We start from the raw sequence: 24846 nt of genomic DNA, 5'->3' as shown, positions 1-24846 counted from the left end.
TTTACCATCCTTGTTTTATACAATTAACAATTTTCTTTCGATCTTCTTTTGTAACCCACCAACCTGAAGGTATATGTACCCATGTTTTTTCAAACTTGTCTACATTTGGCAACTCAGTCTTAAATTCTGAAAAAAGTGAATGAACATCATTCCGTTTATGAAGCTCGGAAGCCATAATTCCGTTTTTTGCCATTGCCTTTATAAAATCAACTCTTCTGTCTACTTTTAAGGTATACAACCAATAGGATGGTTGAGAGTTTTCATAATAATTTAATAACTCAATCCCATCAATACCTTTTAAGACTTCGTCATAATATTTACCATTTTCAATATAAATATCTATAGTTTTTTTTATGCTTTCTAATTGAACAATTCCAACTGTAGCATTTACATTATTCATATGATATTTATATCCTTGAACTTCAATATTATTTTCTAAACGACTAACACCTTTTTTAATTCCAAACCATCGAATTAATTTTGCTCTTTCAAATTCATCATCATCTTTTATACAAATCATACCACCATCAACAGTAGTCATATGTTTAATCGCTTGAAAAGAAAAGGTTGTATATTTAAAATGATTCCCTAACTTTTCACCTTGGTAAGTAGCTCCCAAAGCATGAGCTGCATCTTGAATTACAGATACATTATATTTTTTTTCTATCTCTTGAAACCTCTTAATATTAATTGGTGTACCAGCATAATCTACAGCTATAATAGCCTTGGTTTTATCAGTGATTTTACTTTCAACAGAATCTGGACATAAATTACCTGTATTTAAATCTATATCTGCCCAAATAATTTTTGCGCCAGTTTGAGTAATTACAGTATTTGTTGGCTCTGCGGTTATTGCTGTTGAAATTACTTCATCTCCTGATTTTACTCCTGCTAATATTAAAGCGATATGTAAAGCTGATGTACCACTATTAACCGACAAACAATTTTTAGCTCCAATAAACTTAGAAAATTTATCTTCAAATTCATTCACTATTTCTCCTTGTGCTATATATCCTGAATATAATACTTCTTCTAATCTTGGCATTAGAATTTCTTTAGAAGGTAACAATGTTTTAATTAATGGAATCATAGTTTTTTCAGTTTTAATTTAACTCCTCTCTAACATAATCTAATGTTAATAATAATTTTTTCATTCCATCAACATCTAAAATAGTTGTATTATCAGAATTGTATTCCTCATTTTTTAACCTAGGACCATCTTCCTGAACATATTTAGTATAATTTAAATCTCTAAAATCTGCGGGGACTCTGTAAAAATCACCCATATCTTCAGATTTAGACATTTCCTCTCTACCACATAATGTTTCATACATTTTCTCACCATGACGAGCACCAATAATTTTGATTTCATTATTAGCATTAAACAATTCTTTTAATGCTTTTGCTAATATTAAAATTGTTGCTGCAGGTGATTTCTGAACAAATATATCACCCGGTTTTGCATTATTAAAAGCAAAAATAACAAGATTAACAGAATCTTCTAAAGACATCATAAACCTTGTCATTGCTGAATTTGTTATAGTTAACGGTGACCCTTCCTTTATTTGCTTAATAAACAAAGGGATGATTGACCCCCTTGAAGCCATTACATTACCGTATCTTGTAGCGCAGATAACTCCTTTGTTTTCTTTTACTCTAAAATCTCTTGCCTTTGAAACAGCTAGTTTCTCCATCATAGCCTTAGACATCCCCATTGTATTAATGGGATAAACAGCCTTATCCGTACTTAACACTATGACTTTTTTAACATTATTAGAGGCTGCTGCTTCTAATACATTTTCAGCTCCAAGAAGATTCGTTTTAATAGCTTCCATCGGATAAAACTCACAAGAAGGAACCTGTTTTAAAGCTGCTGCATGAAATAGAAAATCTACTCCTCTCATTGCGTTGTCAATACTTTTAAAATCTCGAATATCTCCAACAATAAAATTTAATTTATCATTTTTATACTGGATTCTCATATCTTCTTGTTTCTTTTCATCACGACTAAAGATTCTTACCTCTTTAATATCAGATTCTAAAAACTTATTTAATACTGCATTACCAAAAGAACCTGTTCCTCCAGTAATCATTAATACTTTATCCTTAAACATATTTTTATCAATATTTTTTAAACCAATTAATAAACTCTTTAATACCTTTTGATAGTAACGTGCTAGGCTTATAGTTATAATCTTTGATTAAATCATCTACATCAGCCCAAGTTCTTTTAACATCTCCCATTTGCATAGGTAACATGTTTTTCTGTGCTTTAATATCTAAATTGTCTTCTATTTCTTTTATAAAATCTAACAATTTTACAGAATTATTATTCCCAATGTTATATATTTTATATAAATTTCTATCCGAAATTCGTTTTTCGATAATTTTACTTACTCCTGCTACAATGTCATCTATATAAGTAAAATCACGCTCCATATCACCGTTATTAAACACCTTAATCGGTTTCTCATTGCTAATTGCCTCGGCAAATAACATCGGAGCCATATCTGGTCTTCCCCATGGTCCATAAACAGTAAAGAAGCGCAAACCTGTTGTAGGTATATTATATAAATGGCTATAACTATGCGCCATTAACTCATTACTCTTTTTGGTTGCTGCATACAGACTTACAGGGGCATCTACTTTATCTTTCTCTGAAAAAGGGATTTTTGCATTTGCACCATACACACTAGAACTACTCGCATATACCAAATGTTTTATAGCATAATTCCTAGAGCATTCAAGAATATTCAAGAATCCTACAATATTACTTTGAATATATACATCAGGGTTTTCAATGCTATAACGAACACCTGCCTGTGCAGCTAAATTACAAACAACATCAAACTTTTCACTTCTAAATAACTCAACTAATTCTATTTTATCTTCTAAATTAAGTCTGATAAATTTAAAATCATCATTTGACTCACTCTTCGATTCCTTATAAAAAACGGCTGCATCTTCTCTTTTAACACCTAATTCATTTAACCTAGCGTATTTAAGATTGATGTCATAATAATCGTTGATATTATCAACACCAACAACTTCAAAACCTTTTTCTAAAAGTATTTTACTTAAATGAAAGCCAATAAAACCTGCTGCTCCTGTAACTAAAACTTTCATTATTTTTTTCCTATTTGATGATATTCAAAACCTTTCTCTTCTAGTTTAAATACATTATATTGATTTCTTCCATCAAAAATTATAGGTGTATTTAATTGCTTTTTTATTTCAGAAAAATCTGGAGAACGAAATTCCTTCCATTCCGTTAACATAATTAAAGCATCAGTATCTTTTAAAACATCATATTTTGAATTAAAATAAGAAACTCCTTCAACATCTTTTAAATAAAAATGTTGAGCTTCTTCCATTGCCTTAGGGTCATATGCTTTAACCCTAGCTCCCCTCTTGACAAGTTCTTTTACCACATAAATAGCGGGTGACTCTCTCATATCATCCGTCCCAGGCTTAAAGGCTAAACCCCAAAGGCTAAACTTTTTCCCTGATAAGTTCTCACCAAATCTTTTTACTATTTTTTCAGCAATTACAAATTTCTGACGATTATTAACATCTTCTACTGATGTTATTAACTGTGCATCATATCCGTTTTCTGCTGCTATCCTTTTAAGTGCTTTTACATCCTTAGGAAAACAAGAACCTCCATAACCAGCTCCTGGATAAATAAAACTATATCCAATTCTTGTATCTGATCCAATACCTATTCTTACGTTATTAACATCAGCTCCTACTCTTTCACATATATTTGAAATTTCATTCATAAATGAAATTTTTGTAGCTAACATTGCGTTAGCAGCATACTTAGTCATTTCTGCTGAACGAATATCCATAGTAATAAAACGATCATGTGACATTGTAAATGGGGAATACAATTGTCTCATTTTATCAAAAGCATATTCAGTTTCCGCACCAATAACTACACGATCTGGCTTCATAAAATCATTAATAGCATCTCCTTCTTTTAAAAACTCTGGATTTGATACAACATCAAATTCAATTGAAACATTTCTAATATCTAATTGCTTTTGAATCGTTTCCTTCACCTTATCAGCAGTTCCAACAGGAACAGTAGATTTGTCCACAACTATCAGACGACTGTTCATTTTTTGACCAATTTCATTTGCAACTGCCAAAACATATTGTAAATCAGCAGCTCCATCATCTCCCATAGGTGTTCCAACAGCAATAAAAATAATTTCTACATCTGAAATAACTTCTTCTAATTTCGTTGTAAAAAAAAGTGTTTTTTGTTTAATATTCTTAAGAACCATTTTCTCTAAACCTGGCTCATAAATAGGAACAACTCCTTGATTTAATTTATTTATTTTATTTTGATCAATATCAACACAAGTAACCTTATTTCCCATTTCAGAAAAACAAGTACCAGAAACTAAGCCTACATAACCCGATCCTACAACTGCTATATTCATTTACTATTTATTTTAAAATCATTAACCCATTTTTTTCCAAAAACAAAACCTATACCTAAAGTTGTTCCAACAAACAACCAAACTATAAATATTAATAATCTTTTAGGCTTTGATTTTATAACAGGTACACTTACAGGATTTATTACCGTAAAAACAGGAGTATTTTCCTTTAACTTTATTTTCTGTGTCTCTAGTTGTTTTGCTAACTCAGAATAAATACTATATGCAAGATTAGATTCAGACTGAAGTCTTTCTAAATGTGATTGAGATCTTGATGTTATTAACCTAATATTTTTATCCCTAAAACGAGCTAAGATGGCTTGCTTTTTAATAAAATCTTTTTTTAATTCTTTGTATCTCTCTTGAATGAATTTAAATTCATCCTTTGCTTTTTGTGTTTTGAAATTAGTTATTGCCTTCTGTAATAACTCTTGTACCTTTTTAGTCATTTGTGCAGAAGCTAATGCCTCTGGCATTGAAAAAGATATTTTAACAACCCCTTCTTTACCATTAATATCTAAACTTAATTGATCTTCTAACTGTTTAAAAAGAGTATTTTCTTCTTTTGACACTCTATAAATAGAGTCTTTTGATACTTCTTCTAGAGCATTTTTTTTACTTTTAAACAAACCAGAAAACTTACTAGGAAGGCCTATAGTATAGCTCTTAATAAAAGAAAGAACACCTATTTTTTTATGATTTTCGTAATATTCTTTATAAGTTATTTTTTTATTTTTAGCATTTAATTTTAAAGGTACATTTAGCAATTCTTTTTGAAAAGGTATGCTTTTTACAATTTTAGGATATAAATTAGGGGAGATGTTTTCATTTACATTCCCTCCTCCTAAATTTATTCCCGCCATGGCTGCTAACCCTCCTAAATTACCTCCAACTTTATTACTCGTTGTTTGAGGAACTAATGTAGTAGAAGCTATGTATTCTTTTTCAGAGAAGATAGCTATAAACAAACCGATCAATCCAAATATAGTTATAAAACGAATTAAAGTTTTTTTACCCTTCCATACTATTTTAAATAACTCTAATAAATTAATTTCATCCTCAGGGTTATTGCTGCTTTTATTTTCCATTTTTATTTATCAGTTAACGATTTAACTAAGACACCTAATGTTGCTAACCCTGATGTTATAGCAATAACTTCTTGTGTTGAAATTTTTCTAGTATTCTCTGGTTTATTAGGTATTAAAATCACAGAACCTGGTTTTACCTCAGGATATGATTTAAAAAATAAGAAACGTTTTGTAGTCTTTATATCTCCATTTGCATGAATTACATACGCCCTACTTTTTTTCGCTTTCGCAGAAAAGCCCCCTGAGTTTTCTATATAATGTTTAAAACTCTTCCCTTTTTCATATCTGACTAATGATGGTGATAAAACTTCTCCTTCAACTTTTACTGTTTGTCTCTCCGAAGGTATAAAAAGCTCATCCCCTTCTTCTAAAATTAAATCAAATTTAGAGTTTTCCCCACCTTTAGCCAAAATCTTATTTAAATTAATACCTATTTTGAATGTATTCTTTATTTCATCTGAGACGTCAGTTAATGTATCTTTTTTTGCAAAATCAGCAATTAACTCTGACTGCTTTTTATCTTCTAACGCATTATTCTTTCTTGTTAAAAAAGCACCTTCTATATAAGCAAACTTAGTTAATCCTCCTGCCTTTTTTATTAAATCTGATATTTTTTCATTTTTTAAGCCTATAGAATATTCTCCTACAAAATTAGCTTCACCTTTTATAAAAACAGTTTTTTGTGCAGTGTACCCTTTTAAATATCTAACAGAAACAATATCAAATGGTTTTAATATAAAGTTATTACTAGCAGTACCTTCCAAATTTTGGCTAGCTTTAAGGTTAAAATTTTTACTTATCGTCTCAAAACTACCATCTTTCAATCTTCTAGAAACATCAATTACATTTGAATCTGCACCGCCCTTTAATCCACCACCAAGAGCTATTAAATCTTCAATCTGCATTCCTTTCATAAAGTCAAATTTATCAGCTTTATTCACAGCTCCGTTAATTGTAATAAATTCTTTTTCTTTTAACTCTTCTTTATTAAATATATAAATACTATCATTCTCTTTTAAAAATAATTTTTTATTTTCATTTCTTAATGAAAATGATATTGTTTCTTTATTTATTTTATCGTATGTTCTAACAATAATTCCTCGGTCTAAAAAAGCTTCTCTTGTAACACCTTCTGCTTTATTTAATAAAGCATCTATTGATAAGTTTTCTTTATATTCATAATTCCCAGGTTGAAATACAGCTCCAGCTATAATTATTCTGTTAGAAAAATCATCTATAATTTCATTAATTTTTATATAATCTCCATCTTTTAATTTTTCAGAAGATAATTCTTTAAATGGAATTTCTATTATTTCTTTTTGCTTACCATTTATACGTTCAATGATAATATTTTGCTTGTATGCATTTGAGGCAAAGCCACTACAGTATTTTAATAAATCAGCAACTTTTTCTCCCTCTTTCATTTCATACAAACCAGGTCTTTTTACAGCTCCTTCAATTGTTACTAATTTATCATAAGGTTTGATAATTAGAACATCTTGATCTTGTACTGTTATATTTCCTATCTCAGAACCGTTTACTAAAAAATCATAAAAATCAAAGTCCGAAATTTTTTGTCCAGCTCTAAAGAGTCTAACATTTCTAAAAGTTCCATTTTTAGTAGGCCCTCCAGCAGCATATAATGAATTTAAAACGGTTGAAAAACCACTTAATGAATACGACCCTGGAACTTTCACCTCTCCAACAATACTCACTTGAACATTTCTAACTTCCTTAATAGATACTGCAATGTTGACTTTATTATAACTATTAGATGAAGCTTCTATTCCTGAATAAATCCTTTTTAGATAATTTTTAATCTTAGCTCTTGCAGCTTTTATCGGTAAGCCTATCAAGTGGATATTACCAACACCTTGAATATTAATAACTCCTTGTCTATTAACTTTCTTCTCGTAATTGGCTTCAGCTGCTCCCCATAAATCAACAGCAAGAATATCTCCTGCTCCTACAATATAATTTTCAGGTGTTGCAATATTTAAATTTGGTGTAAATGAAATGTTTGGATTATTAAAAAAGTCATACCCAAAAAGTTTTTCTTTTTTTTCCTCTTTCTCACCTTCTTCTCCTGTCAGTCCAAAATATAAATCATTTTCTTTTTTTTCTATTTCATTATCATTACCCTTTTCTTTATTTAAAGTAGTATTTCCAAGGTTCCTAATTCTAGTCTGCAATTTTTGAGCCTGTAATTCAGACATTCCTCTGGTCTTAGCAATCGCTAATGCCTGTTCTAAGGTATAACCTTCTTTTTTTATTTTATCCCAATAACTAGCAACTTCCTTATCTGAAAGATTATCTACTTCAATATTATTCAAATTCCCTTGAATATCTTGAGCTATAATTGTATTGATACATAAACTAAAGAATAAGAGTATTAATAAAATATTTATCTTTTTTAACATCATTTTTTTTTCATTTCCCGATTGAGTAGTACTCAATTCTTTTTTTATCTAAATTACTTTCGATATACTGATTTCGACCGTCAAAGATAATGGTATTTTTCATTAATCTTATCATTTTATCAAAATCAGGAGAACGAAATTCTTTCCATTCCGTTAATAGCACTAAACTATCAACATCTTCTATAACTTGCTATTTATTTTATCTTCATCAATATCAACACAAATAACCTCATTTCCCATTTCAGAAAAACATGTCCCTGTTACTAAACCTACATATCCTGTACCTATAACGATTATTCTCATCTTACAAAAGGGTGTTTCTCTCCAAAATTAACCAACTCAGCATTCCTTATACCATATACTATTTCAATTGATGACCTAGCATCCACCAAGCCAAAACCGTGCCCTTTTAAAATCCCTTTATAACTTTCAGTATGTAATTCTGTAAAACCACCACTAAATTCAATTTCATCTCCATCAACTGTAATTGAGCGGTAAGTTCTTTGTTTCTTCTCCTTTACGTCGTTAGGTAATGAGTTTTCATCTATTGATAAAAACCAACGTACTCTAGCGTTTTCAAACTCTAAATACCCAGCAGACTTATCTTTTTCTCTTAAATGCACTATATTTTCTTGAACATCCCCAAAAACCCAAGAAAGCATATCGTAAAAATGGACTCCAATATTAGTTGCAATACCTCCTGATTTACTTTCATCTCCTTTCCAAGAAACATCATACCAATTTCCACGAGAAGTAATATATGTTAAATCAACATCATATTTTCCTTTTTTATTTTCAGCATCAACTTTTTGTTTTAAAGCTATAATACTTGGATGTAAACGTAGTTGCAAAATTGTATTCACTTTATTTTCTGACTCTTTTTCTATAGCTTGAAGAGCCTCTAAGTTCCATGGATTCAATACTAAAGGCTTTTCGCAAATAGCATCGGCACCTCTTCTTAAAGCCATTCTAATATGTGAATCATGTAAGTAGTTTGGCGTACATATACTAACATAATCAAGCTGTACACTTTGTTGCCGCTTAATTTTCTCTATGTGACGATCAAACCGTTCAAATTCCACAAAAAAATCAGCTTTTGGAAAATAACTATCCATTACACCAACACTATCAAATTTATCAAGAGCTGCTACTAAATTATTATTAGTATCCTTTATAGCCCTTAAATGACGTGGAGCAATATATCCTGCTGCCCCAATTAAAGCAAAATTTTTCATTATAATGTTTTATCTATTAATTCATCAGGTAGAAAACTCTTCACATCATAAACAACACCATTATTTTTCTTTAATCTTGAAAAATCAATTTGTTTAAATTCATTATGAGAAACTGCTAAAACGACAGCATCATATTTTTCACCATATAAATTAGATTTCAAATCTAAATCATACTCGTTATTAACTTCTTCTTTTTTCGCCCAAGGATCATAAATATCTATAGCAACTCCATAACTTTTTAAAGCATGATACACATCAATTACCTTTGTATTCCTTATATCTGGACAGTTTTCCTTAAACGTAACTCCTAAGATTAAAATCTCAGCTTTTTTAACTTTCACATCTTCTGAAATCATCAATTTCACTACTTCTGATGCCACATGATTCCCCATACTATCATTCAACCTTCTACCAGATAAAATTATCTCAGGGTAATACCCAAATTGCTGTGCTTTTTGAGCTAAATAAAAAGGATCAACACCAATGCAGTGTCCACCAACTAACCCTGGCTTAAAAGGTAAGAAATTCCATTTTGTAGAAGCTGCTTCTAAAACTTCGTTGGTATTAATATTCATTAAGTTGAAAATTTTAGCCAACTCGTTTACAAAAGCTATATTAATATCTCTTTGACAATTCTCTATTATTTTTGAAGCTTCTGCAACCTTTATAGAGGGAGCCATATGAGTCCCTGCCTTAATTACCGATTTATATAAATTATCAATTTCTTTAGCTATTTCTTCAGTAGAACCCGAAGTAACTTTTAAAATATTTTCAACTGTACGAATTTTATCACCAGGACTTATTCTTTCTGGAGAATACCCTACGTAAAAATCTTTGTTTAATTTTAAATTTGATACAGCTTCTAATACAGGAACACAATCCTCTTCAGTAGCTCCAGGATACACAGTAGATTCATATATAACAGTATCACCTACCTTAAGAACAGCCCCTATTGTTTTACTTGCACTTAACAACGGTAATAAAATAGGTTGATTATTTTTATCTACAGATGTTGGAACTGTTACAATGTAATAATTACATTGCTTTATATCTTCTGAATTAGATGTAACAAACAATCCTTTTTCATTAGAGCCTTTATCCACTAAAACAGATTTCAATAAACTATTGTCAACTTCAAGAGTTACATCTACTCCCGTCTTTAACTCTTCTACTCTTTTTGTTTTAATATCAAAACCAACAACCGAGTATTTAGCCGCAAATAACCTAGCTAATGGCAAACCAACGTAACCTAATCCTATAATTGCAATCTTTGGTGCATTCATCATTTTCACTACTAAAAGTACATTGTAAATAGTCTACGAAAGTACAAAAAAACATTATCAACAAAATATTATAAACAAAAAAAAGTCTCATCAAAATTTGATGAGACTTTCAGTGGGCGCGAAGGGATTCGAACCCCTGACCCCTTGGGTGTAAACCAAGTGCTCTGAACCAACTGAGCTACGCGCCCGTTTGCAATTAACATTAAGACCTTTTGGTGGGCGCGAAGGGATTCGAACCCCTGACCCCTTGGGTGTAAACCAAGTGCTCTGAACCAACTGAGCTACGCGCCCTTATGTGCTAATTGCGGGTGCAAATATACAACCCTTTTAGAGACTCACAAATTTTTTTTGCATTTTTTTTCATAAAACTTCTGCAACAACAAACGTGCTCCCCCCTATATAAATCACATCTTGACTCTCTGCTTTCAATTTAGCCACACCAAAAGCCTGACTTACAGAAACAAACGATTCTCCTATTAAATTATACTCACTAGCCTGCTCCTTTAATTTTTTTTCTGACAAACCTCTTACAATATCTGGTTTACAAAAATAATAAGTTGCATTTTTTGGGAAAAGAGGTAATACCTCATTCAATTTTTTATCAGAAACTACTCCTAAAACAATATGTAAATTTTCATATTTTTCATTTTGAAGTTGTTTTAAAGTATAATTTAACCCTTCTTTATTATGAGCTGTATCACAAATAATTTTTGGTTCGTATTCCAAAATTTGCCAACGACCTTTTAAATTTGTGTTTTTTACCACATTTAACAAACCTTTTTCTATATGTTTTTCTAAAATAATAAAACCTTTAAGTTGTTTAACTGTTTTTACCGCTGTTAATATATTTTTAGATTGATAATCTCCTAACAAATCTGTTTTGTAATCTCCCTCTTCATCAGAAGCAAATAAAATTTCAGAATTACAATCTTTTGCTTTAGTTAAAAAAACTTGTTTAATTACCTCTTGTTTCTCCCCTATAATAATAGGAATTCCTTGTTTTATAATACCAGCCTTTTCATATGCAATTTCAGGTAACGTTTCTCCCAAAAATTGTGTATGATCCAATCCTATATTTGTTATCACAGAAACTTCAGGCGTTATGATATTAGTAGAATCTAATCTACCACCTAAACCTACTTCAATAATAGCTATGTCTACTTTTTGGTCTGCAAAATAATCAAACGCCATACCTACTGTCATTTCAAAAAAAGACACCTTTTGTTTCTCTAAAAATTCTTTGTTTTCTGAAATAAAAGCAACAATATTTTCATCAGGAATTTCTATACCATTAATTCGAATACGTTCTGTAAAATTCTTAAGATGTGGAGATGTATACAGACCTACTTTATAACCTGCTTCTTGTAAAATAGACGCTATCATGTGACTTGTTGACCCTTTTCCATTAGTTCCTCCTACATGAATCGTTTTAAAAACTTTTTCTGGATTACCTAACTTATCACTTAAAGCTTTAATATTCGTTAAATCTTTTTTAAATGCAGTTTTACCTTGACGCTGGTACATTGGCAATTGTGCAAACATCCAATCTAAGGTTTCTTGATATGTCATATGTATTATTTATAATCTATAAACTATGTCTGGAGCAATATATACTATAATTATCTAAAGTCTTTTTTATTAAGAAAAAAAACATAATACACTCCCATATATTTATGTTTAATGTTTCTATATTGGTGGTGGTGGAAATATTTCAATTCTTCTATTTAGAAATATATTTAGTTTCAAAGAATCAGATGAATGTTCTTTAATTTCATTAAACATAGTAACTACCTTCATTAATAAAGACTCAAGCTCATCTATTTTACACGTTAGAGAAACAACAAGTTTTTCAGGCGAGTCTGAATACCTGTCATCTTTTCCATAATTTAACAAATCCTTTTTCAGCACACTTATTAAATCACCTATAGAATATTTCTTTTCTTTTAATATACTATCTTTTGAAATACTCAAAATATTCTTAAACTTCAAAAAAGGTGGCATACCTTTACCAAAGGTAGTTGATACTAAAATATTATATTCCTGTTTATTCTTTTCTACTTTGATATAAGCTTTTTTATCGTAGTAATTCAAGCCCTGTAGACTATCAATTAGATCTTCAAAATTTTTAAATGATTTAAAGTTTAATACTTCATAGTTCTCTTTCTTAAGAAAGGAAGCTTCTCTAGGATAATAAAACTTTTTCACAACTCCCTCCTTACTGTTTTTGCAAGAAAAAAAGAGTAATAATACTATTATTTTTATTATAAGTTTCAATTTCAAAAAAGACAATTATTGAGACAAAGAGAACTTATAGATAATTGTTCCTCTTTGTTTTGATGGCGCTTCACCATCTGCATTCCATCTTGTTTTTAAAGCAGCTTCTTTAGCTGCTTTCTCTAAACAAGCAGCTGAACTAGTACTTCCTTTTACTCCTCCAACCAGAGCTTTAATAACTTTTCCATTTTGGTTAACTTCAATACTTACCACAACAGTACCTTCTTCTTCACAATCTGGTTTTTTTATAGGCTTAGATAACGCTTTTCTTCCTGCTAAATTATAATTACCTCCAGATCCACTTCCTGAGTTCCCGTAATATTTGTTAGAGTTTGGATTTCCATTCTCATTACCTTTAACCCCAGTCTCATTATCATCTCCTTCTCCTTTCGTAGCACCGTCTTTTGAAGTACCATTTAAAAGACTATTTAAAGCATCTGTTGTTTGTTTTGATGGCTTTGGTTTTTGTTTAGTTTCTGTTTTTTTAGGTGTTTCTTTTACTTCTTTCTTTTGTTCTTTTGATTTCTCTATAACAGGAACACTTTTAGCACTATCATCAGTGATTACTTCTTCTTCAATAGTCTCTTCTGAATTTTCTTTTACTTCCTCTTCAACAACTTCTTCTTGCTGCTCTTGTGTAGCTTGTTTTTTGGTATTCTGTACAGGCTCTCCACTACCTACTTCGGAGTTCCCAAAATTAATTGCTAATCCGTATTCTATTGGCGGATCTAAATACTTCATCCCATAGTTAAATACTCCAACTACTAAAAGCATTAGAATAACAGCAGTGATAATAGCTGATTTACGTTTATGTTCTGTATTTAAAACTAACATTTTTATTTACCTTTAACAGCTAAAATCATTTTTAATTTATTTCTATTTGCAATATCTATAATTTTCATCACGTTTTTATATGGTACGTTTTGATCACCTCTAATTACGACCGTTTTCTTTTTATCTACTCCTACTTTTGTAAGTATTGTTCTTTCTAAATTAACTTCACTTACTTTTGTTTTATCAATATAAAAAGAAGATTTTTCGGTTATAGTAACAGCTACAGCTGTATTATTCTCTGTTTTTCCTCCTGCTTTTGGTAATAATACATCAATTGCGCTAACTGTAACTAATGTTGATGTTAACATAAAAAAGATTAGTAATAAGAAAACAATATCCGTCATAGACGACATATTAAAACTTGGATCAACTTTATTTCTTCCTTTTAAATTCATTTTATTTATTCTAAAATTAAAAGATTACCTATTATACAGGTTCATTTAATAAATCTAAAAACTCTACAGATTTAGCTTCCATTTGATATACAACTTTATCAGTACGAACTACTAAATGATTATAAGCAATATAAGCAATAATACCTACAATTAAACCACCTACTGTTGTTGTCATTGCTGTGTACAAACCATCAGACAATAATTTTATATCTATTTGCCCTCCTGAATTTGCTATTTCATGTATAGCAACTATCATTCCTATTACGGTACCTAAAAAACCAATCATCGGTGCAGCACCAGCAATTGTTGCTACTACTGAAACATTTCTTTCTAATTGATACACCTCTAATTTCCCTGCATTTTCTATTGCCTTATTAATATCCTCTAACGGTTTTCCTATTCTAGAAACTCCTTTACCTATTAATCTTGCCGTTGGTGAATCTGTGTTTTCACATAATGCTTTTGCACTTTCTAACTTACCATTAGTTATATGATCTCTTATTTGGTTCATAAAGTTTTCATCAACTTTAGAGGCTGCTTTAATAGCGAAGAAACGTTCAAAATAAATATAAAGTGCTACGCCTAATAACACAAATAAAATTGCAATTATAACTTGCCCTCCAACACCTCCATCCATAATTAAATTATAGATTGATAATGTTTTTTCTTTTGTCGCTTCTTCTAGCAACTCTGTTTGTTCTTGAAAATTAGCTATCATTAAATTAATTTTATAAGTATATTAACGGTTATCTTGTTTTTTAATTGCTTAAAAAAATCCTGAATTTATTTAAAAACTCAGGATTCTTTAATTAAATCATTATCATTTTATTTATCCTAACACAAATTTCACCATTACATACCCTAAAGTCCCTAGGACTATAGTATACGGTAATGCCATTTTCACCATTTTACCATATGATAAATTTATTAATGGTGCTAATGAAGATGTTAATAGGAATAAAAATGCAGCTTGACCATTTGGGGTAGCTACACTTGGTAAATTAGTACCTGTATTAATAGCTATGGCTAGTTTTTCAAAATGTTCTCTAGTAATAACTCCATTTTTAAAAGCTTCTTGTACTTCACCTATATAAACAGTTGCAACAAAAACATTGTCACTTATTGCTGATAATACTCCATTTGCAAGGTAAAATAAACCTGGTTGTGAAGTTGGATCTTGATCAAGTGCCCAAGCTATTATTGGAGAAAAAAGATGTTGATCATGAATCATTGCTACAATTACAAAAAACACTACTAACAAACCAGTAAAAGGTAATGCTTCTTCAAATGCTGGACCTAATTGATGCTCATCAGTTAATCCCATAAATGCAGTTTGAACAATAATTAAAGCTAAACCAATAAAACCAACAGGTGCAATATGTAATGCTAAACCTGCAATTAGCAATATAGCAGAAACAGCTTGTACTATTAAACCATACTTTTCTTTATCAGTACGCTTACTATCTTCTTCCTCTGTATATTTTTCAATTATACTTGCGGCTATTTTTGGCAATTTAGCACCAAAACTAAACCACCCCGTAAGCTCAAGAACAACTGTAGTTGCCATACCAGCAAATAATACAGGAATCGTAATTGGAGCCATTTGCTTAAAGAATTCAATAAAATCCCAACCTAAACGCTCTCCTATTAATAAATTTTGAGGCTCACCAACTAAAGTACATACACCTCCTAATGCAGTACCTACAACACCATGCATTATTAAGCTACGTAAAAAGCTACGAAATTGTTCTAATGTTTCTCCACTTAATTCATCTCTATCTAAAATCCCATCTTCATTGTAATCTTTTGCACTCGAATGAATTTTATGATACACTCCATAAAAACCAACAGCAACACTAATCAATACTGCTGTTACTGTTAATGCATCTAAAAAAGCCGATAATAATGCCGATAAGAAGACAAATAGTAATGATAAAACAACTTTTGATTTTATCTTAGTGAATACTTTACTAAAAATAAACATTAATAAAGGTTTCATAAAATAAATCCCAGCCACCATAAACACTAGAAGTAGTATTACTTCTAAGTTCTGACTAACCTCGTGATATGCATTTTTTGGTGTCGTTAATCCTAATGCTATTGCTTCTATCGCTAATAAACCACCTGATTGTAATGGATAACATTTTAAAGCCATTGCTAGAGTAAAAATAAATTCACCTATAAAAAGCCATGCCGTAATTGTTTTTCCTAATATCATCAATGAAAATATATTGAAAATTAAAAAACCAATCATGGTCATTTTAAACCATTTCGGACTATTACCTAAAAAATTTTTAAACATATCGTTTTTTATTATTTATATCAATTCTTTTAATGCTATTTCAAATGCAGTTGAGCAAATTTTTGTTTTTGATGCACTCTTTGCAAATGATCTTTGTAATGCCTTTTTTATAATATTTGAAGTATCATCAAAGATTGCTTTATCTTCCATCGGTAAAGCTACTTTAGCTTCCATTAAATAAGCAAAGACTCTTGCAATACCGCAATTAGAAATAAAGTCTGGCAATAAACTTAAATGTTTATCTGTATATTCCATTATTGGTCCAAAGAAAATTTCTTTATCTGCAAATGGCACATTTGCTCCTGGAGAAATCACTTCTAAACCTGTATCAATCATTTTTTGTACTTGATCTTGAGAAACTAGTCTTGAGGCTGCAGCTGGAACAAATATTTCTGCTGGTAAACTCCAAATTTTACTATTAATTTCATCAAAAGGAATCATTTCACTAGAAACTAACTTATTTCCGTCTTTTGCTAAAAACAAATCCTTCATTTCCTCCATAGAAAATCCATTTTCATTTATAACTCCCCCTTCTCTATCAATAATACCAACAACTTTTGCCCCTAATTGAGTTAAATAATATGCTGCTGCTGAACCTACATTTCCAAAACCCTGAACAATAGCTCTTTTCCCAGAAATAGTTCCTCCATAAATATTATAATAATGTTTAACAGCCTCGGCAACACCGTAACCAGTTAACATATCAGCAACTGTATACTTTTTAGATAAATCTGGTGAAAATTGTTTATCTTCTATCACCTTAATTACACCTTGACGTAATTGACCTATTCTATTAATTTTATCTGCTTCTGTTGGCTTAAAATGTCCATTAAAAATTCCTTCTTGAGGATGCCAAACACCACAACTTTCTGTAATTGGAATTACATCTTTATCTGCATCAACATTTAAATCTCCTCCTGTACCATAATAATGTTTTAATAACGGAGTAACTGCTTTATACCAACGTTCTAAAACACCTCTTTTTCTTGGATCATTTGGGTCAAAATTAATTCCTGATTTTGCACCTCCAATTGCTGGCCCAGAAACAGTAAATTTAACTTCCATTGTTTTTGCTAAAGATAAAACTTCATTTTTATTTAAACCTTTACGCATTCTCGTTCCACCTCCTGCAGCTCCTCCCCTTAAAGAGTTTATTACAGTCCATCCTTCTGCTTCAGTTTCTTGATCTTTCCAGTGAAAAACAATTTCTGGTTCTTTTTGTTCGTATATTTTAAGTAATTCTTTCATAATATTCTTTAATAAATTTTCAACTTTAATTTGTTATAATCTCTAAAATAATCTGTGTAAAATGTTCTCGCTAGGAGAAGCTAAAGTTGTCTCATTTAAAAAAGTTTTTATTTATTTAATTCATGTTTAAAAACATACTGTCACAAAATTACCATAAAAAAAATAATAGGTCAAATTTTTTGATTCTAAATTACTACGGATTAAAAATAATACCCGATGAATGATTTTTTCTTGCACCTGTTACACTACTTAAACAATTCACTTGATTATCAATACGTAACAATCCTAAAAAAGCAAAAATTAAAGCTTCTTTATAATTAATAAGCTCTATTGTTTGAATTTCTACTTTCTTTTTTGAATAAAATTCTATTCTTTTCATTAAAAAAGAGTTAAAAACACCTCCTCCTGTTATTAAAACAGCGCTACTATTGTGAATTATTTTACCTATTTGAATAGCAGAATGCTCTATAAAAGTTCTTAGAATAATTGAAACATCTTTTTCTTTTTTATCAATTAATGGTAAAATATTTGATAGTACCCACTCTAACCCTAAAGATTTAGGTGCTGCTTTTTTGTAAAACTCTAAGGAATTTAATTCTTTTAATAAATCTTCATTTATCTTTCCTTTAGCCGCAATATTCCCTTTATCATCATAATCAAATCCTAATTTTTGAACATAATGATTTAAAACAATATTTACCGGACAAATATCAAAAGCGATTCTATTTTCTTTTATTTTATATGAAACATTTGCAAAACCACCAAGGTTAACACAAAAATCAAAATCGGCAAATAATAACTCATCACCAATAGGAACTAATGGTGCTCCTTGTCCACCAAGATTAACATCTTGTGTTCTAAAATCACAAACAACTTTTTGGTTCGTTATTTCTGATATTGTTTTTCCACTTCCCACCTGAAGTGTAACACCTTTACCTGGTTGATGTAAAACTGTATGCCCATGAGAAGCTATAAAATCAACATCTACAATATCATTTTTTTTAATAAAAAGATTAATTTCTTTTCCTAGTAACTTACCATATTCAATATCAAGTATAATTAGATCATCTTTAGAAAAATGAATGGCTGTTTTTAGTTCATTTTTCCATTTATTGCTATAAGAAATCGTGGTAGCTGCTAATATTTTAAAACTCTTATAATTCTTTTTATTAAACTTAACATAAACTAAATCAATTCCATCTAATGATGTCCCAGACATCAAACCTATTATAAAGCAACAATCTCCATTCATATCTGTAAAAATAATAAAACTCTGTTGAAAATATGCCATTAAAAAAGTATATTTGTAGACATTTTTTACGAATATAATAATCATATATAATGGATTTTAGTTTAACAGAAGAACATATAATGATTCGTGATGCAGCTCGTGATTTTGCTCAAAACGAATTATTACCAGGAGTAATTGAAAGAGATAATGCGCAAACCTTTCCAGACGAATTAGTTCGTAAAATGGGTGAGGTTGGGTTTTTAGGTATTATGGTAGACCCTAAATACGGAGGAAGTGGAATGGATGCTATTTCTTATGTATTAATCATGGAAGAGCTTTCTAAAATTGATGCTTCTGCTTCTGTTATGGTTTCTGTAAATAACTCTTTAGTTTGTTATGGATTAGAAGCATATGGTACTGAAGAGCAAAAACAAAAATATTTAACAAAACTAGCTACTGGTGAACAAATTGGAGCTTTTTGTTTAAGCGAACCTGAAGCTGGTTCTGATGCGACTTCTCAAGCTACAACAGCTGAAGATAAAGGTGATTACTATTTATTAAATGGTACAAAAAACTGGATTACCAATGGTGGTCGTGCAGGTGTTTATTTAGTTATAGCTCAAACTGATCGTAGTAAAAAACATAGAGGTATCAACGCTTTTATTGTTGAACAAGGGATGGAAGGTTTTCATGTAGGTCCTAAAGAAGATAAATTAGGAATTCGTGGTTCTGATACACATACGTTACAGTTTAACGATGTAAAAGTACCTAAAGAAAATAGAATTGGTGAAGACGGATTTGGATTTAAATTTGCAATGAAAACATTATCTGGTGGTCGTATCGGTATTGCTGCACAAGCATTAGGTATCGCCTCAGGATCTTACGAATTAGCTTTAAAATATTCTAAAGAACGTAAAGCATTCGGAACAGAAATTTGTAATCATCAAGCAATTGCATTTAAATTAGCTGATATGCACACAGAAGTTGAAGCTGCAAGAATGTTAGTTATGAAAGCTGCTTGGGACAAAGATCAAGGTAATAATTATGATATGTCTGGAGCAATGGCAAAATTATATGCATCTAAAGTTGCTATGGAGCAATCTGTTGAAGCAGTGCAAATTCACGGTGGTAACGGTTTTGTAAAAGATTATCATGTAGAGCGTTTAATGCGTGATGCAAAAATTACTCAAATTTATGAAGGTACTTCAGAAATTCAGAAAATTGTAATTTCAAGGGGTGTTATCAAAGGATAAAACCTAATTATTATAAACTTAAAGTCCATCATTAATTTGATGGACTTTTTTTTGGGCGTTAACCACAAGTGTTGCGCTTTTCATATTCGATTTTTGTTCATGTTTCACAAAAGAACTTAAACAAAGCTTCAATCGCTAACACGTATACTTATAATTATTAGTCTTTAAATTCTAATTTATGTAAATGTAAACCAGAAGCTGGCGCTATATTTTTAATGAACTCGATCTCTGATGTCGGATTCAAACTCTCTTTAATAAAATTCAAATCGAATTCTCCTTTTCCTAAATCGTGTAATGCTCCCATAATTAAACGGATTTGATTTCTTAAAAAACCTTCTCCTCTTACAACTAAAACAAAACTTTCTTTCGGAAAAAAAGATGCAGTTAATTCTGTGTTCTCTTCAATCCTGCAAGAAACAATTTCTCTTTCAACTTTCGTTTCTTCAGTTGGTTTTGTGCAATAGCGTTTATAATTATGAAAACCTTCAAACAACATTGCTCCTTCTTTCATCAAATCAACATCAAGCTGTTCTCTGAAACGTGTTAAAAATGGAGCAGCATATGGATGATTTTTTTCTCCATATGAAAAGTAGTATCGATATTCTTTTAGCTTCGGGTGTTGAATTATATTGAAATCTCTATCAATATCTTCAATCTTTAAGGCTCTCATATCACCAGGAGCATTTGCGTTAAAATCTATCATAAATTGATCAAAATTTACTTTTTCATCAATAAATAATTGAAACGCAAAATGAGTAGCTGATACTCTTGCGTCAGTTCGACCAACACCTAAACTTTTAAGACGGATTCCTTTATAAATAAACTTTAGAGTTTTATCTAAAAAGAGGTGTCCCGTTTTTAAATTTGGTTGTTTCTGCCATCCATGAAATCGAAAACCTAAATATTGAAGCGTAACTAAGTACGTATGCTTGTAATTCATCATTGTAATAACTCGTATGATTGCTTAGCTATTTCTAACTCTTCATTTGTAGGAATTACTAATATCTTTACATTAGATATTTCTTTATGAATTTCGGTTAATTCTTTAGCTCTCATATCATTCTTAGTTTCATCTAATTCTATTCCAAAGAACTCCATAGAATTACAAACTAACTTTCTTATATAAACAGAATTTTCACCAATACCAGCTGTAAAGACAATGGCATCTAACCCATTCATAGCTGCAATGTATGAACCTATATATTTTTTAATTCTATACGCATTCATATCTAATGCTAATTGACAGTTTTCATCTCCTTTTTCTGCTGCTGCTTCAATGTCTCGTAAATCACTAAAACCTGTTAAACCTTGCATTCCGCTCTCTTTTTGTAACATATCGTTTACATAATTAGCTTCATACCCTAAATTGTTTATCAGGTAAAAAATTAAAGAGTGATCAATATCACCTGAACGCGATCCCATAATTAGTCCTGTTACTGGCCCAAAACCTAAACTATGATCAATACTTTCTCCGTTATTAATAGCAGTAATACTACAACCATTTCCTAAATGAATTGTAATAATTTTAGATTTTTCTTTATCTAAATACTCAATTGCTTTTTCTGATACATATTTATGGCTTGTTCCATGAAATCCATATAAACGAATTTTATCCTCTTCTAAAAATTTATTAGGAATTGCATATTTATATGCCTTTACAGGAATAGTTTGATGAAATGCTGTATCAAATACAGCAATTTGTTTTGCTTTAGTAAATATAGTTTCTGCAACTTTAATACCTTCTAAATTAGCTGGATTATGTAGTGGTGCTAATGAATATAACTCCTCAATTTTCTCCTTAACTTTATCTGTTACAATCGTAGTTTTTGTAAATGAATTTCCTCCATGTACAACTCTATGAGCTACTATTTGAATATCATCAGTAGAAGCTATTACACCAACGTTTTTATCAAGTAATAAACCAACTACTTTTTCTAAACCTGCTTTATGATCTTTAATTTCATATTCCTCTTCAATGTCATTCTTTACTGATTTGTAATGAACATTACCTAATTTTAGTCCAATTCTCTCTATCAATCCAGAACAAATTACCTCTTGCTGTGGCATTTCGAATAATTGATATTTTATAGATGAACTACCAGAATTTATTACTAATATTTTCATATTTATTTATCTTGAGCTTGAATTGCAGTTAAAATTATGGTGTTAAAAATATCATCAACAGTACACCCTCTGCTTAAATCGTTTACCGGTTTGTTTAATCCTTGTAACATTGGTCCTATAGCCAATGCACCAGTTTCTCTTTGCACCGCTTTATAAGTATTATTCCCTGTATTCAAATCTGGAAAGATTAATACATTTGCTTGACCTGCTACTTCTGAATTTGGTAATTTCTTTTTTCCAATAGCTGGGTCAACTGCTGCATCGTATTGAATTGGTCCTTCAACTTTTAAATCTGGTCGTTTTTCTTTAATAATTTCTGTTGCTCTCCTAACTGTATCAACATCTTCTCCTTTTCCAGAAGCTCCTGATGAATAAGATAACATAGCTATTTTAGGATCAATTCCAAAAGCAATACTAGAATCTGCAGATGAAATTGCTATTTCAGCTAATTCTTCTGCTGAAGGATTTGGATTAATTGCACAATCACCAAAAACAGAAACTCTATCTTCTAAACACATAAAGAAAATAGATGAAACTACTGAAAATCCAGGTTTAGTTTTCACAAACTGTAATGCTGGTTTAATAGTATGTTGAGTAGTATGTGCTGCTCCAGAAACCATTCCATCAGCAAGTCCTTTATGTACCATCATTGTTCCGAAATAAGAAACATCTGCCATTAAATCTTCCGCCATTGCAGGACTTAATCCTTTATGTTTTCTTAACTCATATAATGTATTAGAAAAATCACTTAAATAATCAGACTCTATCGGGTTGATAATTTCGGTTTTATCAAAATCGAAAGAAATATTTAATCGTTTTATCGAAGTTTCAACATTTACTCTTTTACCTAAAATAGTTAATTTAACTATATCAGATTTTTGAAGTTGTGAAGCTGCAATTAAAATTCTGTCATCATTTCCTTCAGGTAATACAATATGTTTTCTTACTTCTTTTGCCTTTTTAAACAGATTGTATTGAAACATTCTTGGTGTAAGAATATCAGTTCCTTTATAACTTGTTAATTTATCATTTAACGTTGTAACATCTACATATGTTTCAAATGTATTTAAAGACATTTTAATTTTGTCAACATTCTCTGCATATATATGAGATCTAACATTCCCTAATTTAGTCGTAACAGCAAAAGTTCCTTCTTTAACCCATAAAACAGGAACAATTTTTTCTAAACCTTCAATTAATTTAAGTATTGATGGATTTAATTCTATACCTCCAGTAAGTACGATACCAGATATTGAAGGATAATTAGTAGAAATATTTGCTTGTAAAGTACCTAATAATATATCAGATCTGTCAGCAGGAGTAACGACAACACTTCCTTCTGTTAAGTGATGTAAAAAATGAGATAATTGCATTGCACCTACCTTAATATCACCTGTTGTATTATTTAATAATTCTTTCCCGAATAATACATCCGCATTAATTTCTTTTAAAAACTCTTTAACAGTTGGATTATTTAATTTTTTATTAATTGGTATTGCATTAATAGAAACTGAATTAGGTAAACTTCTACCTACTTCTTCAATAATAATACTAATGTTTTTTTCTTCAACTTTATTAGCTATTACAGATATTACCTCTACATCTTTATTTACAAAAGAATCATAGGTTAATTTTAAGCTTTGAATAAACTCATCAAGTGTTTTATTTACTCCTCCCGAAACGATAATAACTGGAATTCCAAGATTCTTAGCTATTAACACATTTAAATCCATTTCAATAATAGCCCCATGATCAGAAAAATCTGTTCCTTCAACAATTACAAAATCATTTTTATCTTCTAGGTTTTTATATTTTTCAATAATACTAGTCATTACTTCATCTTCTCCATCATTATTTAATTTATTAATTAAATCTGATCTTGTAAAAGCATAGCAATCTTCGTAGGAACATTTTATATTAAAATAATTAAGAACTGTATTAATATGGTTATCTCTTTTATCTCCTATTTGATTATCAATTATAGGTCTAAAATATCCAACTTTTGGTTTTTTTCGAAGCAATAATTGCATTAAACCCAGACTCAGCATTGACTTTCCTGAATTTGCTTCACTAGCAGCGATATAAACAGCTTTATTCATATTTCTTATTTTATGCAAAATTACACGAAATAAAATTAATTTTTTATGATAATTGTTGGTATAATTATTAAATAAATGAAATTGTTATTATCTATAAATACATTAATTTATAAGTTATACTTTCAACCCTAATTAAAAACTCGATTATAAAGTAATTACTAAAAGTGTGTCATCTTTTTAAGGCATTCTATTTTTAAAATATTTAACTAATAGCATAGTTAAATTAATCTAATTTACTGAATTCTTATCCCCCTAGTTGGATTGGTAGTTTTATTAAATACAAATTATTTGTTTGTTTTGATTTCAATTTAGCGCAAAAAAAAACCTCAATCTAGTTATAGATTGAGGTTTAAAAGAAAGGCAACGACCTACTCTCCCACCATTGGCAGTACCATCGGCGCAAATGGGCTTAACTTCTCTGTTCGGGATGGAAAGAGGTGAGCCCCATTGCGATAATCACCTTAAATCGTTCAGTATATTTCAACTGTATAAGTTAACATATTAGTAAAATCATATCGTAAATTATCAAAAGAGTTTGCGTCCCGACCCGAAGGTCGGGAACTATACATAAGCCTATGGGTTATTAGTAATACTCGGCTATGACATTAC

Annotated in this window: 21 protein-coding genes, 2 tRNA genes, 1 rRNA gene and 1 pseudogene; 1 reads left to right on the top strand and 24 read right to left on the bottom strand. The window is 30.2% G+C overall.

Going from position 1 to position 24846, the window contains the following annotated elements; all coding sequences use genetic code 11:
* Position 1: 1 nt before the first annotated feature.
* The 20 genes and pseudogenes from H518_RS0108230 to H518_RS0108140 form a co-directional block, all read right to left on the bottom strand.
* On the bottom strand, positions 2-1090 hold the full coding sequence (locus H518_RS0108230; protein ID WP_028888610.1) for a DegT/DnrJ/EryC1/StrS family aminotransferase: 1089 nt from the start codon (positions 1088-1090) through the stop codon (positions 2-4).
* A 13-nt stretch (positions 1091-1103) separates the two neighbouring features.
* Complete coding sequence (locus H518_RS0108225) at positions 1104-2114, bottom strand: polysaccharide biosynthesis protein (RefSeq protein ID WP_028888609.1); 1011 nt, start codon at positions 2112-2114, stop codon at positions 1104-1106.
* Positions 2115-2121: 7 nt separating this feature from the next.
* A complete protein-coding gene (locus H518_RS0108220; RefSeq protein WP_028888608.1) occupies positions 2122-3126 on the bottom strand; it encodes an NAD-dependent epimerase in 1005 nt (334 codons plus the stop codon).
* Positions 3126-4451 carry a UDP-glucose dehydrogenase family protein gene (locus tag H518_RS0108215; RefSeq protein ID WP_028888607.1) on the bottom strand — a complete coding sequence of 442 codons (1326 nt, stop codon included), beginning with the start codon at positions 4449-4451 and terminating at the stop codon, positions 3126-3128. Before H518_RS0108215 ends, H518_RS0108220 begins: the two co-directional genes overlap by 1 nt.
* A complete protein-coding gene (locus H518_RS0108210; protein ID WP_028888606.1) occupies positions 4448-5539 on the bottom strand; it encodes a Wzz/FepE/Etk N-terminal domain-containing protein in 1092 nt (363 codons plus the stop codon). The genes H518_RS0108215 and H518_RS0108210 overlap by 4 nt, the downstream gene beginning before the upstream one ends.
* A gap of 2 nt (positions 5540-5541) precedes the next feature.
* Positions 5542-7995: an SLBB domain-containing protein gene (locus H518_RS0108205; RefSeq protein WP_155995187.1), complete on the bottom strand. Its 2454-nt coding sequence runs from the start codon at positions 7993-7995 to the stop codon at positions 5542-5544.
* Positions 7970-8122: a hypothetical protein gene (locus H518_RS20825; protein ID WP_240472509.1), complete on the bottom strand. Its 153-nt coding sequence runs from the start codon at positions 8120-8122 to the stop codon at positions 7970-7972. Before H518_RS20825 ends, H518_RS0108205 begins: the two co-directional genes overlap by 26 nt.
* A gap of 32 nt (positions 8123-8154) precedes the next feature.
* Positions 8155-8262 (bottom strand): annotated as a pseudogene (locus H518_RS20820) (hypothetical protein); the annotation flags it as partial.
* Positions 8259-9194, bottom strand: a complete 936-nt coding sequence (locus H518_RS0108195; RefSeq protein WP_028888604.1) for a Gfo/Idh/MocA family protein — start codon at positions 9192-9194, stop codon at positions 8259-8261. The gene H518_RS0108195 and the pseudogene H518_RS20820, both read right to left, overlap by 4 nt.
* Positions 9194-10477 carry a nucleotide sugar dehydrogenase gene (locus H518_RS0108190; RefSeq protein WP_028888603.1) on the bottom strand — a complete coding sequence of 428 codons (1284 nt, stop codon included), beginning with the start codon at positions 10475-10477 and terminating at the stop codon, positions 9194-9196. The genes H518_RS0108195 and H518_RS0108190 overlap by 1 nt, the downstream gene beginning before the upstream one ends.
* A gap of 113 nt (positions 10478-10590) precedes the next feature.
* A tRNA-Val gene (locus tag H518_RS0108185) sits at positions 10591-10665 on the bottom strand.
* A 25-nt stretch (positions 10666-10690) separates the two neighbouring features.
* Positions 10691-10768, bottom strand: a tRNA-Val gene (locus H518_RS0108180).
* Between the two features lie 69 nt (positions 10769-10837).
* Entirely contained in the window at positions 10838-12046 is a 1209-nt protein-coding gene (locus H518_RS0108175) for a bifunctional folylpolyglutamate synthase/dihydrofolate synthase (RefSeq protein WP_028888602.1), read from the bottom strand.
* Positions 12047-12163: 117 nt separating this feature from the next.
* Entirely contained in the window at positions 12164-12751 is a 588-nt protein-coding gene (locus H518_RS20475) for a hypothetical protein (RefSeq protein WP_155995185.1), read from the bottom strand.
* Between the two features lie 15 nt (positions 12752-12766).
* A complete protein-coding gene (locus H518_RS0108165; protein ID WP_028888600.1) occupies positions 12767-13585 on the bottom strand; it encodes an energy transducer TonB family protein in 819 nt (272 codons plus the stop codon).
* Positions 13586-13587: 2 nt separating this feature from the next.
* Positions 13588-13980 carry an ExbD/TolR family protein gene (locus H518_RS0108160; protein ID WP_028888599.1) on the bottom strand — a complete coding sequence of 131 codons (393 nt, stop codon included), beginning with the start codon at positions 13978-13980 and terminating at the stop codon, positions 13588-13590.
* A gap of 31 nt (positions 13981-14011) precedes the next feature.
* A complete protein-coding gene (locus H518_RS0108155; protein ID WP_028888598.1) occupies positions 14012-14698 on the bottom strand; it encodes a MotA/TolQ/ExbB proton channel family protein in 687 nt (228 codons plus the stop codon).
* Between the two features lie 111 nt (positions 14699-14809).
* Positions 14810-16282: a sodium/proton antiporter NhaB gene (gene nhaB, locus H518_RS0108150; protein WP_028888597.1), complete on the bottom strand. Its 1473-nt coding sequence runs from the start codon at positions 16280-16282 to the stop codon at positions 14810-14812.
* A 15-nt stretch (positions 16283-16297) separates the two neighbouring features.
* Positions 16298-17530: a Glu/Leu/Phe/Val dehydrogenase dimerization domain-containing protein gene (locus tag H518_RS0108145; RefSeq protein WP_028888596.1), complete on the bottom strand. Its 1233-nt coding sequence runs from the start codon at positions 17528-17530 to the stop codon at positions 16298-16300.
* 193 nt (positions 17531-17723) lie between these two features.
* Positions 17724-18821 (bottom strand): anhydro-N-acetylmuramic acid kinase, encoded by a 1098-nt coding sequence (locus tag H518_RS0108140; protein ID WP_240472508.1) that lies wholly within the window; start codon positions 18819-18821, stop codon positions 17724-17726.
* Positions 18822-18871: 50 nt separating this feature from the next.
* Between H518_RS0108140 and H518_RS0108135 the strand changes: the two genes are divergently transcribed.
* Entirely contained in the window at positions 18872-20014 is a 1143-nt protein-coding gene (locus tag H518_RS0108135) for an acyl-CoA dehydrogenase (RefSeq protein ID WP_028888594.1), read from the top strand.
* Positions 20015-20171: 157 nt separating this feature from the next.
* On the opposite strand, the gene H518_RS0108130 is transcribed toward H518_RS0108135, so the two are convergent.
* The 4 genes from H518_RS0108130 to rrf all read right to left on the bottom strand — a co-directional run bounded on the left by H518_RS0108130 (position 20172) and on the right by rrf (position 24701).
* Positions 20172-20957, bottom strand: a complete 786-nt coding sequence (locus H518_RS0108130) for a tRNA pseudouridine synthase A (RefSeq protein WP_028888593.1) — start codon at positions 20955-20957, stop codon at positions 20172-20174.
* The gene (locus H518_RS0108125) at positions 20954-22138 is read right to left on the bottom strand and encodes an acetate/propionate family kinase (protein WP_028888592.1); all 1185 of its coding nucleotides are present in this window, start codon (positions 22136-22138) and stop codon (positions 20954-20956) included. The genes H518_RS0108130 and H518_RS0108125 overlap by 4 nt, the downstream gene beginning before the upstream one ends.
* A 2-nt stretch (positions 22139-22140) precedes the next feature.
* Positions 22141-24237 carry a phosphate acetyltransferase gene (pta, locus tag H518_RS0108120; protein ID WP_028888591.1) on the bottom strand — a complete coding sequence of 699 codons (2097 nt, stop codon included), beginning with the start codon at positions 24235-24237 and terminating at the stop codon, positions 22141-22143.
* 355 nt (positions 24238-24592) lie between these two features.
* A 5S ribosomal RNA gene (rrf, locus tag H518_RS0108115) occupies positions 24593-24701 on the bottom strand.
* Positions 24702-24846 lie beyond the last annotated feature (145 nt).

It is taken from the genome of Tenacibaculum ovolyticum DSM 18103 (assembly GCF_000430545.1).
Lineage (GTDB): Bacteria > Bacteroidota > Bacteroidia > Flavobacteriales > Flavobacteriaceae > Polaribacter > Polaribacter ovolyticus.
This window is presented reverse-complemented; position numbering and strand designations above follow the sequence as displayed.